Annotated in this window: 8 protein-coding genes; 5 read left to right on the forward strand and 3 right to left on the reverse strand. The window is 36.9% G+C overall.

All coding sequences use genetic code 11. The annotated features are described in order from the left end of the window. Positions 1–323: 323 nt before the first annotated feature. The 3 genes from B8967_RS05705 to B8967_RS05715 all read left to right on the forward strand — a co-directional run bounded on the left by B8967_RS05705 (position 324) and on the right by B8967_RS05715 (position 4,949). A complete protein-coding gene (locus tag B8967_RS05705) occupies positions 324–3,440 on the forward strand; it encodes a non-ribosomal peptide synthetase (RefSeq protein WP_084085111.1) in 3,117 nt (1,038 codons plus the stop codon). 111 nt (positions 3,441–3,551) lie between these two features. Then, complete coding sequence (locus B8967_RS05710; protein WP_084085113.1) at positions 3,552–4,469, forward strand: alpha/beta fold hydrolase; 918 nt, start codon at positions 3,552–3,554, stop codon at positions 4,467–4,469. Positions 4,470–4,733: 264 nt separating this feature from the next. Beyond that, positions 4,734–4,949 carry a hypothetical protein gene (locus B8967_RS05715; RefSeq protein ID WP_084085115.1) on the forward strand — a complete coding sequence of 72 codons (216 nt, stop codon included), beginning with the start codon at positions 4,734–4,736 and terminating at the stop codon, positions 4,947–4,949. 61 nt (positions 4,950–5,010) lie between these two features. On the opposite strand, the gene B8967_RS05720 is transcribed toward B8967_RS05715, so the two are convergent. From B8967_RS05720 to B8967_RS05730, 3 genes are all read right to left on the reverse strand, one after another. After that, positions 5,011–5,937, reverse strand: a complete 927-nt coding sequence (locus tag B8967_RS05720) for a malate dehydrogenase (RefSeq protein WP_047492134.1) — start codon at positions 5,935–5,937, stop codon at positions 5,011–5,013. A 120-nt stretch (positions 5,938–6,057) separates the two neighbouring features. Beyond that, positions 6,058–6,609: a biliverdin-producing heme oxygenase gene (locus B8967_RS05725; protein ID WP_084085117.1), complete on the reverse strand. Its 552-nt coding sequence runs from the start codon at positions 6,607–6,609 to the stop codon at positions 6,058–6,060. 26 nt (positions 6,610–6,635) lie between these two features. Further along, positions 6,636–8,828, reverse strand: a complete 2,193-nt coding sequence (locus B8967_RS05730) for an ATP-binding protein (RefSeq protein WP_084085119.1) — start codon at positions 8,826–8,828, stop codon at positions 6,636–6,638. 376 nt (positions 8,829–9,204) lie between these two features. On the opposite strand from B8967_RS05730, the gene B8967_RS05735 reads away from it, so the two are divergent. Together B8967_RS05735 and B8967_RS05740 are read left to right on the forward strand one after the other, a co-directional pair. Beyond that, positions 9,205–10,254 carry a linear amide C-N hydrolase gene (locus B8967_RS05735; protein WP_084085121.1) on the forward strand — a complete coding sequence of 350 codons (1,050 nt, stop codon included), beginning with the start codon at positions 9,205–9,207 and terminating at the stop codon, positions 10,252–10,254. Between the two features lie 202 nt (positions 10,255–10,456). Then, positions 10,457–11,620 (forward strand): porin, encoded by a 1,164-nt coding sequence (locus B8967_RS05740; protein WP_084085123.1) that lies wholly within the window; start codon positions 10,457–10,459, stop codon positions 11,618–11,620. Positions 11,621–11,631 lie beyond the last annotated feature (11 nt).

Genomic DNA, 11,631 nt, shown 5'->3' on the forward strand with positions numbered 1-11,631 from the left:
CAGCGAAAAAAATTCTATTTTATTCTTAACAGAAATACTCATTTTTTTGTTACTATTTCCTGTCACTAACCCATGAAAACCACAAAAAAAGATGATACACAATTCCATAAGAGATGAAAATCTGAAAATACTTTTTGAATTTAAATTCAGTACCCATCATTTTATCTCAGACGTTTAAAATTAATAGAGTCAATAAATAAAATAACTGATTGACTCAGCATTTTTCTACCATTTCATTAATTAAAACATACTGATTCTGCTCTTACTTTTTAAGAGTACAGCATATCTTTTATCAATATTTTTAAAAACCCATATCACAAACCATGAACTTAAATGCATTACCTGATCCAAAAATGATCAAAGGACAACTTATTCAGGATGAACAACTAAAACAGATCCTTGAATTCAATTACACCTCAAATGACACTTATCCTCTACACAAAACTATTATAGATTTGATAGAAGAACAGGTAAAAATGGTTCCGGATAAAACCGCCATCATTTACCAGAACAAAGAACTTACTTACCGCGAAATGGACGAAATGGCCAATCAGCTAGCCAACCATATAATGAGGATCGTTTCCATACAACCAGATGACCGTATAGGCCTTATGATTGACCGTAGTGAAAAGCTTATTATTTCACTTTTAGCTATTATGAAAACAGGAGCAGCCTATGTTCCAATGCCTCCTTTATACCCTGAGGACAGATTGAAAAATATAAGCAGTGAAAGTAAAATATCACTGTTACTAACTGAAAATGCTTTTGAAAAGACCGCAAAGGAAGTGGCTGAAAAATCTTTATGCTGGGAAAATGTATACTGGGAAACGATGTCTGCAGAAAAACCTGAAAGAACATTGAAACCCCATCATCTGATGTACGTTATGTTTACCTCCGGTTCTACTGGAGGACCCAAAGGAGTAGCCGTGGAACATATCAATGTGGTTAATGCATTAAGCTATTTCATAGAAAAGGTAATTCCCGGATCTGCAGGACATATGCTTGCTGTAAGCACCTACGCTTTTGACATTTCTGTTCTGGAAATATTTTCAATACTCATGACAGGAAACACACTGGTTGTCGCTTCACAGGAAGATCAGCTGAATCCCGAAGCTATAGTCGAATTACTTTTAAAATATAAAATCACGGTAGCTCAGACCACACCGAGTACCTGGTCTATGCTGGCAGACACCGTAAATTGGGAGAAAATAGAACCCATGATGATCATTTGTGGCGGAGAGTATTTATCCCCTGCATTAGGCAAAACATTATTAAAAGGAAAACACACCATATGTAATGTTTATGGACCCACAGAAACCACGATCTGGGTAACGTCAAAAATTATAAAATCAGAAGAGGACCTTATGACCATCGGAGGCCCTATTGCCAACACTGATATTTATATTATGGAAAATGATCAAATTCTACCGATCCATGAAACCGGTGAAATTTGTGTGAGTGGTATAAATCTAAGCAGAGGATATTTTGGACATCAGGAACTCACTGATTCCAAATTTATAGACCATCCATTAAAAAAAGGAGAAAAAATATATAAAACAGGTGACCTTGGCAAATGGGTACCTAACGGAGAAATAGAATATGCAGGCAGAATAGATGATCAAGTTAAAATCAGGGGATACCGTATTGAGCTTCAGGAAATAGAAGAAAATATTTCAAAACTGGAAGGTGTAGGAAAAGCAGTGGTAAAAGTAAAACCTGAAAGCGATTATGATAAAAAATTAATCGGATTTTTAGAATATCCCGGAATGCCCCTTGATGATAAAAATAAAAATCTGCTGATCAAAAACTTCCGTGAGCAGCTTAAACAGACCCTACCTGTTTATATGATTCCCCATGACTTTGTGATCATGGAAAAACTCCCTATAAATTCGAATGGAAAAATTGACAAGAAGGCTTTATTGGACAATTATAAAAAAGCATTCGTTTCTGTAGACGAGAAAAAAGAGTTCAGAAACAATTATGAAAAAACAATATTCGGAATCTGGACAGAAATTTTACAATACCCATTCATTGAAGTCACTGATAATTTTTTTGAACTGGGGGGCCATTCTTTGCTCCTGGCTAAACTCTATAACAGGTTACCCGATTCTTATCGCGACAGAATATCACTACAGGATCTGTTTATTCACAAAACAATTGAATCACAAGCAAATATTATAGAAAACAGGACCAGGCAGAATATTTCTCATCAGGATGATGCTCAAAATGAAAGTATGATCAAGCAGCTCTTAGAAGATGCCCAGCTTGTCCCTGAAATCTCTGTAACCGATAGTGATATAGATGCTTCAGTAATGAACTCTCCTCAAAATGTACTGCTGACAGGAGCTAATGGTTTTGTGGGAGTGCATATTATTGATGAACTGATGAAGCAAACCGAAACCACCATCTATTGCCTTATTCGGGGAGAAAATGAACAGATTGCATTAAAACGTTTACACCAGGCATTTGAACAATTTTTACTTCCTACCCATTGGCTGACAACAGGGAGGATAAAAGTGGTAACCGGAGATTTAAACAACCCTTTACTGGGTCTTGGAGAGGAACAATTTAATTATTTAGCAAAAACAATAGACTGTATTTATCATTCAGGGAGTTCTGTGAATTTTATTGAACCTTATTCCATTATCCGAAAAGCTAATATTCTGGGACTTCAGGAAGTCATTAAATTTGCTGCAGCTGAAAAAGTAAAACCGGTTTCATTATTTTCTACAAGTGCAGTCTTTAGCTTTGGCCATCAGTTTACCCATAAAAAATGGGTGTATGAAAATGATGATATCCACCAGGATTTACAGGCGGTAAGCCGAGATTTGGGATATGTACAAAGTAAATGGGTAATGGAACAGATTATGCAAAAGGCAGAGGAAAAAGGAGTTCCGGTGATTGTTTTCCGACTGGGATACGCATTGAGTAATTCACAGACAGGCTCTACAGCAGTCTATCAATGGTGGGGGGCATTGGTGAAAAGCTGTATCGCCAATAAGGCCTACCCTACTATTTTAGGCTTCAAATCTCAATTGGTTCCGGTAGATTATATGGCCAAATCAATTGTTCATATATCCCGACAGAAAAATGCTTTAGGCAAGAAATTCCATCTGACTCCTCTAGCCGAAAGAGATGTTTCTATCACAGATTTTTTTGACAGGATCAATCAATACTTCGGATTTGATATGAAACCCCTTCCCTATAATGAATGGCTGGATACATGGAAAAATAATGAGGAAGATCCACTATACCCCCTGTTGGGAATGTTCACAGATAAAGTATATGGAAAAGCAACTTTAAAAGAGGTATATAAAAACACATACTATTATGATGCAGAAAATACTCTCGATTTTATAAAGGACAGTGATATGCCATATCCCCCATTGATCAACAAAGATATTCTGGAACCCTATCTTAAATATTTAGCCGTTCTGTAATTATATCATCAATAATTAGAAAAAGGCTCAACTTTCACCGTTGAGCCTTTTTTAAGAAAAATAATTCATAAAAAAAAGTAATAAACAGGTTCTCTCAACTGTTATTAGTATATGAAAACCATCTCGCTACTCCTCTGTTTCTTCTTATCTATCATTTCTGTTTCTGCCCAAGGCAACAGTTCTGAAGGCTTTTTTGAAACCTCCGACCATATCAAAATAAAATATAAAGTCTCCGGAAAAGGAGAAGCCTGCATCTATGTTCCGGGAGGACCCGGACAGGGATATCCCTCATTTGAACTGATGGGAGGAAATAACCTTGAAAAAAACATGAAAATGATCTATATGGATCAGCGCGGCTCCGGGGGATCAGCTCAGGCAGAAAACTATCACCTTGACAAAATGATCCAGGATATTGAAGAGCTGAGACAACATATGAAACTGAACAGGGTTTTCTTACTGGCACATTCTTTTGGAGGGATTATTGCGGTGAATTATGCTAAAAAATATCCTCAATATACAAAAGGACTTATCCTAGCCAATGTCACGTTACATTTTCTCAATAATGAATCACTAAGAGAACAGATTCAATATGGAAATGAACTTCTCCACACTCCTGTCAAAGACATTTCTAAAGACAGCCTTCAGTCAGAAATTGCAAAAGTCAGCAGCTTAATGAGAAAAAAGCGTATCGGGTATAAATTTCTTACCGATGATATTGAAACCATTAAACAAATGGATAAAATAGACTCTCTTCATCCAAGGATCATCGATTTCGGGATGGCTGTGATTACAAAGCCCAAAGAATACCCTGAATATTATACGGACTACACTCTTCTTACAAAAGACATCAGAGTCCCGGTATTAATTATTACAGGAAAAAAAGATAAAGCTGTAGGAACAAAACATTATCAAACCTTTCAGTTTCCCAATCAGAAAGTAGCTTCCATTGATGGCGGACACCTGCTGTATTATGAGAAAAACCAAGATTTTGTGAATACGATTGGAGAGTTTGTACATAGAATGAAATAAGTTATTTATTGTAAACTAGAATCAGCGCGGCCTTCGGCCGCGCTGATTCTAGTTATGGTTTCCCGTAATTAATTATTACAGTTTTTTTTAGTTTTGACGTGCTATAAAATAATTAGACTACTATGAGAAAAATAATTGGGAAGGTATTACTCATAGATCTGAAATCAAATAAGATATAATGGTTCAATAGACAAACAAAGACAATCTGAAAACTTAAGCGGAGATGCTATTCAAAAAGCACTAGTAGATGGATCGGTAAGACTAATGAAAAACCTTGATTTTATTAATGAAGTACAAATTACACTCCCGTTCCAAAATAAAGTGTATGCGATTGATGTTAAAAAAACTGAACTTGAAAAATTTATTGGAAGAGACTTTCCCCAAATCAGAAATAACTGGACAAAAAATTTTATTGATCCTTATGTTTACGATAAAAAAGGAAGAAAAGAGTTTTTCAACAAATTTAGCAAGTCTCAATAAATAGTAAACTAAAAGAACCGCAGCCTGTAGGTGCGGTTCTCATTTATGCAAAATCTAATGATTAGAATTTCAAATCTCCGTTCACTTCTCTTACTGCATTTGCAGCTTCAGCGAATTTTAATTGCTCTTCAGCAGTTAAAGTAACGTTTACGATTTTCTCTACTCCGTTTGCTCCGATGATAGCAGGAACTCCTAAGCAGATATCGTTTTGACCGTACTCACCTTCAAGCATTAAAGAACAAGGGATCATTTTCTTTTGGTCACATGCAATAGCCTGAACCATTACAGAAACCGCTGCACCTGGTGCATACCAAGCTGAAGTTCCTAATAGTTTAGTAAGCGTAGCTCCTCCTACTTTAGTTTCTTCAATTACATATTTTTGTTTTTCTTCGTCTAAGAATTCAGTTACAGGAACCCCGTTTCTTGTCGCTTTGCTCAATAGTGGAAGCATACCTGTATCACTGTGAGCAGCGATTACCATTCCGTCCACATCAGAAATAGGGCTTTCTAATGCTTCAGCCAATCTGTATTTGAATCTTGCAGAATCCAAAGCACCACCCATTCCGATGATTTTGTGCTTAGGAAGACCTGAAGTTTTATGCACTAAATAAGCCATCGTATCCATTGGGTTAGAAACTACGATGATGATTACTTCCGGAGAATGTTTTACTAAATTTTCAGTAACATCTTTTACGATTCCTGCGTTGATACCAATCAACTCTTCTCTTGTCATTCCAGGTTTTCTAGGAATACCTGAAGTAATCACTGCTACATGAGAACCTGCAGTTTTGCTGTAATCTCCTGTTGTTCCGGTAATTTTTGTATCGAATCCGTTCAGCGACGCTGTCTGCATCAAATCCATTGCTTTACCTTCAGCAAATCCTTCTTTAATATCTACTAAAACTACTTCTGAACAGAAGTTCTTCATTGCGATGTATTCTGCACAGCTTGCTCCTACAGCGCCTGCACCTACTACAGTTACTTTCATATTGTATACTTTTTAAATTATTTATTTTTTAAGTTAAGTTTAAAATTGAAACTCCCCAAATTTAACAATTCCTGAAAAAGTGGGCAATTTTTCAGGAATTTTATTAGGTATTAAAAGAAATTAATTGACGTTCAGTAAAAACGAGTATAGTTTTTTCGCGCCGGATAGGACTTCATTGTAGTTTTCTTCACGAATTTCAGTATCCAGCACCTCCTTAAAATTCTTCCACATAGGTCCTGTATTTTCCTGATAACATCCGAAAAAATTGAAGGTAACCTCATCAAAACCTTCCGTTTTAGAAAGCTGCTTGGCGATTACGTTTCCTCCCAATGTAGAACCTTCAATTACATACATTGCTCCCAACGCTTCATGTTCATTATTAAATTCCAGATCATGGGAAACTTCCTGACTGTTCAGGGAAAGGCTTTTCAGGTCTTTTTCAATAAGAGAGAGTTTCTTTCTCTCGTTGAGTTGAAGTTTTTCCGAATATTTCTCAGAAAGACTGGTGAATATTTTATCCTCGCTGTGAAGAAGCATCAGATAATTGGTATGAATGATTTTTTTATAATCTTCTAAAGTGAAAGTTTTATTAAAAATTTTTTCAGAATTAAAAAGCTTTTCTGCTGCATCGTGATAATTGGCTGTATTCTGTTTTAAATATTCTGATACCATAATAACGTTTTAAAAGTTTCTCAAATTTAAGGCTTTTTAAACGTTAAAATGAAAGAAGTCCCTTCTTTATTGCTCTCAAAATCTACATTCCCACCAATTCTTTTCATAATCCGATGAACAATAGACAACCCTATTCCATTTCCTTTGAATTTCTTCGCATTTTCCATCCTGTTGAAAATTTTAAACATTTTATGCTTCTCCTCCTCAGGAATTCCGATGCCGTTATCTGAAATCCGGTACACAATAGCAGAGCCATCCTCTACCCCTTCAATCTCCACTTTTGGCTGATCTTTATGGGAAGAGTATTTTACAGCATTGTTGATAATATTTAAAAATACCTGATGAAGCATGGTTTTATCCCCCATTACATCAGGGCAGTCTTTAATGATGATTTCACTTTTCGAACTTCCATACGTCATCTTAGCATTTTCAGAAATCTTATGAATGGTATGACCTGTTTTCAGGGTTTCAAGCTGGATCTCACTGTGCTTGGCACGGCTGAGCTGCAATACATCATGCATCATCTCCGCCATAGTATCAATTTCCTCAATGATCGTATGGATCTTCCCTTTACTTTTTTCAGAATCGTCAGATAAATTTCCCAAAAGCATCTGTGCATTAAGCTTCATCACGGTCAGAGGAGTTCCTAAATCATGGGAGATAGTATAAGAAAAACTGTCTAGCTCTTCGTTTACTTTTTTAAGCTCATCATTCAGTCTTTTGATCGCAATATAATTTTTGTGGGAACTTTCCAGGATCAGGTCGCGGATTGCATGAACAGAACTTATATTTCGGGAATTCCATCTTTTAGAATGACCTTTTATGTTTTCTGTAAAAATCTGAAAAGAAGTTCTCGGAGAAACAATCTGTTTTTCTTCCCCATTTTGAGAAAATACCCCGATGTTCTTTTCAGGGTTCCCTGCCCAGTTAATATGCTCATCAAATTCTTTCCGGAACCAGATCAGCATTTCTTTTTTGTCTCTGTCAATAAAATAGATAATCACGCCTGCCTCATTTTCAGACAAACCTAATTTCTCACCATAATCTTTCAGAAAACTTCGGCTTATATAAATCGTGTTTTCGCAGTTTTCAAAAGCCCATTCTACAATGGTATTGATCGTCTCATAATCCGGAGTAACTCCGTCTGTCACTATATTTTCATCCGAAATAACCACAAGACCGTCAGCTTCCGGCAAATCCTTTATTTCCGTTTTATTTTCGGACAGCGAATCCAGTAGATTATTATGTTTTAAAAAATCCGTTTTAAGATGGGATAATTTCTCATTCAGCTCCAGGCGGTAATTCAGTTCATTTTTAGATTTAAAAGATGAATAGGCATTTGCGGCCAGAGCCGTAAAAATACCGGCCTGTACCCTGTCTTCAAGGTCAATATGCTTAGCCTCAATATTCTGACAGGTAACCAGCCCCCAAAGGTGATCATCAATGATAATGGAAATACTGAAACTGGAAGATACTCCCGAATTTTTAAGATACTGCCCATGAATAGGAGACATTCCCCTTGAAGCCGCAAAACTGAGGTCAATATATTTCTCTGCTTTACTTAAAAGAGGAACCGTTTCAGCATCAACATTGCTGAATATTCTTTTTCGTTTTTTAAGATAAAGCTCCCTCGCCTGCTTGGGTATATCAGATTCCGGGTAATGAAGTCCCAGAAAGCTTTCCATACTATCCCCTTTTTTTTCTGCAATCACTTTTCCCGAACCATCCATCATAAATTTATACACCATCATCCGGTCATAATTCACAACCTTGGAAAGCGTTTCCAACAGATGATTCCAAAGCTCCTGCTGGTTATCTATAGTATAAAAATTGTCATATTTGTTGGATATCCGCTTATTCGGATTGATCAGGACTTCTTCAAATTCTAAAAAGATATACCCTCCGCTTTTAAAAACAGAAAAGTGATATTCTTTATCATCAATAAAAATCTTATCGAAATATGTTTCATTCTCCCTTCTGGTAAATTTATCCAGCGAAGTATAAATATCTGAATCAATAATGCTTTGAAAACTTTCAGGAAAGTCCGTAAGTTTTCTGTTGAAAAGTTCATCTGAACTCTCAATATTCAATATATCCAAAATATTCCTGCTGAAAAAAGTAATGGAATGGGATTCCGCATCAATGCCAATCAAATAGCCAAAACTCTGTATATAGCCTGGAATATGGATGGGTTCCTCATGGCACTCTACAAAATTCATAATATGTCAGTCAATCTATCAAAGATATAGCTTTTTTTCTACAGCGAGAGCTGTGTGGTATCTATTTTCCTTTGTTTCAGGCAATAATCTCTATCTGTCATGCTTCTCAACCCATTACAAATCACTTTGAAACATTCTTTATTTTACCCCTGTTTTAATAAGATATCTCTAAAATATACAAAAAAAAATCCAATAATAATGTTAACCAGCCATACTTCATGATTCATAACATGAATTACACATTATCAGTTAAAATAATTGTGACATTTAAACAATTTTAACTAAATTTATATCACCAAATAATGAATATGATGAAAAATTCATTGAATTATTCACAATAAATTCAATATAAAATTTAAATTCAAATAATACTATTATGAAAAAGTTCCCATTAATTTTATTTTCTCTTGTCCTTTCAATAGGATTATGGAATCCGTCTGAAGCATGTACCCGTGTAGTCTACAAAGGTCCACAAAACACTATTCTGACAGCCCGTTCTATGGACTGGCGTGATGAAATCCCAGCCAATCTGTGGGTTTTTCCAAAAGGAATAGAACATACCGGACAAACAGGGCCAAAATCTGTAAAATGGACTTCAAAATACGGAAGTATCATCAGCTCCAGCTGGGATATTGCCTCAGCAGACGGAATGAATGAAAAAGGACTGGTTGCCAATATGCTATGGCTTGGTGAATCCCAGTACCCAAAATTCGATCCTAAAGGAAGTAAAAAGGGACTTGCCATTTCTTTATGGGCACAATATTATCTCGATAATTTTGCCACTGTAAAAGAAGCGGTAGAATTTTCAAAAAAGGAGCCTTTCGTTATTGTAAGCGATTATATTCCCGGAACCGAAAAATTCACCACCATACACCTTTCCATTTCTGATGCTTCAGGAGACAACGCGGTATTTGAGTATATCAATGGAAAACTGGTGATTCACCATGACCCTTCCTATACGGTGATGACCAACTCTCCGATCTTTGAGGAGCAGCTGGCCCTTAATAATTACTGGAAAGGGATTCCCGGTAACGTTATGCTTCCGGGTACCAACCGCGCTGCAGACAGATTTGTAAGAGCCTCTTATTATATCAATGCGATCCCAAGAAGTGCTGATACACGTACGGCAGTGGCCAGTGTTTTCAGTGTCATCAGAAACTGTTCTGTACCTTATGGAATTACCTCAGCAACGGAACCTAATATCTCTTCCACAAGATGGCGCTCTGTTTCGGATCAAAAGAATCTGGTTTACTATTTTGAAACCGTTTTCACCCCTAATACTTTTTGGGTAGATCTTAAAGATTTTGACCTCAGCCCAAAAGGAAAAGTAATGAAACTGGACCTGGGCAGCTTTCATACCTATAATGGGAAATCCAATACGGATTTCAAGGAATCAATACCATTCAAATTTCTGGGATTAGAATAAAAACTACCCAAAAACCATAAAATAATAAAACACTTAAGTCATTTAAGTGCTCACCTCAACACATAAGAAATACACCCCCTTTCTTTATATCAGAGGTTTGTCCATAAGACAATTACTTGATAGGTGACCATTCTCTTCCTTGGGAGATGTGGCAATTCGAAGAGTTGACAGGTGGGTTTAAACAAAAAACAAACAAAAAGATATGGCCTTTTTTTCACTTAAAAAGAGAAGCCTGTTGCTCTGCATGCTTGCCTGCTGGTTTTCAGCTCATGCGCAGATACAGGATTCTTTACAGACCAAACCACAACCGGAAGAAGATAATGTAAAATACCCGCAGCTTCAGATCAAAGGCCTTTTCCAGGCGCGTTATCTGGTAGGCATGAGCAAAGATGTGGATGTAAACGGACTTCATCACGCAGATGGTTCCGGAACCAGCAATAATTTCATGCTCAAATACATGAGAGTTCAGGTCCGGGCGCAGATCAGTAAACGTACTGAAGTTGTTGTTTTGGCCAACCTTGCAGATTTTAAAAATGATCCTAAAAGCAGGGTCCTTGAAAACGCTTATCTGAAGTATACTTTTAATCCTAAATTAGCGATTACGGTCGGACAGTTCAGACCTTGGTTCGGGATCGAGGAAACCTACCCTATCGATATTATTAAATCTTTGGACTGGTCTAATCAGTATTCTGAATTTGGAAAGCTGGGCTGGACGAGTTTCCAGATCGGAATGTCTGCAACCGGGCAGCTTCAGCTTGGAGAAGTCCCCTTCCAGTATGCCGTGTCTGTAGTGAATGGAAACGGAAAAAACCAGGTCAATGACAATGACAACGGAAAGCAGTATTCTACCCGCCTGGTCTTTGGACTGTCTAAAAAATACAATTTCAACGTAGGCCTTAATGGAGGTATTGGTGAAGTATTCAGTAAAAAAGTATATGCTTTAGGAGTTGACCTGAGCTCTTTGGTACAATTTGATCCAAGATGGAGCCTTGATATGCAACTGGAAGCCAAACAAGCCACCAATCACGTTTTATACAATTCTATAGCCCCTGAAGTAAGACCTGAAAACCCGGATCAGTACCTGGTTCGCGGGGTTTACTTTCTTCCTAATCTAAGATATGAGATTAACCATAAAAACCTCAGCGCTTTTGAACTCTCATGCCGCTATGAATATCTGGATACCAACTTCAGATTGGCTTCCAACCCAAGACAAACGATCACCCCAATGGTTGGACTGGAGTTTCTGAAAAATTATGGAGCAAGAATCCAGCTGGGAGTACAGTTTGACCGTTACAAATATCAGGTGGCAAACACCTCACAATACAACAACAATCTATTCATTGTTCAGGTACAGAGTAGATTCTAAACCCTTAAATA

The sequence above is a fragment of the Chryseobacterium sp. YR221 genome (assembly GCF_900176315.1).
Taxonomy (GTDB): Bacteria; Bacteroidota; Bacteroidia; order Flavobacteriales; family Weeksellaceae; genus Chryseobacterium; species Chryseobacterium rhizosphaerae.

What these genes read in the sequence shown, in the direction of transcription:
- B8967_RS05710 (WP_084085113.1), top strand. Translation starts at nt 3,552, where the DNA reads ATGAAAACCATCTCGCTACTCCTCTGTTTCTTCTTATCTATCATTTCT.
- B8967_RS05725 (WP_084085117.1), bottom strand. Translation starts at nt 6,609, where the DNA reads ATGGTATCAGAATATTTAAAACAGAATACAGCCAATTATCACGATGCA.
- B8967_RS05740 (WP_084085123.1), top strand. Translation starts at nt 10,457, where the DNA reads ATGGCCTTTTTTTCACTTAAAAAGAGAAGCCTGTTGCTCTGCATGCTT.
- B8967_RS05735 (WP_084085121.1), top strand. Translation starts at nt 9,205, where the DNA reads ATGAAAAAGTTCCCATTAATTTTATTTTCTCTTGTCCTTTCAATAGGA.
- B8967_RS05715 (WP_084085115.1), top strand. Translation starts at nt 4,734, where the DNA reads ATGAAAAACCTTGATTTTATTAATGAAGTACAAATTACACTCCCGTTC.
- B8967_RS05720 (WP_047492134.1), bottom strand. Translation starts at nt 5,937, where the DNA reads ATGAAAGTAACTGTAGTAGGTGCAGGCGCTGTAGGAGCAAGCTGTGCA.
- B8967_RS05730 (WP_084085119.1), bottom strand. Translation starts at nt 8,828, where the DNA reads ATGAATTTTGTAGAGTGCCATGAGGAACCCATCCATATTCCAGGCTAT.
- B8967_RS05705 (WP_084085111.1), top strand. Translation starts at nt 324, where the DNA reads ATGAACTTAAATGCATTACCTGATCCAAAAATGATCAAAGGACAACTT.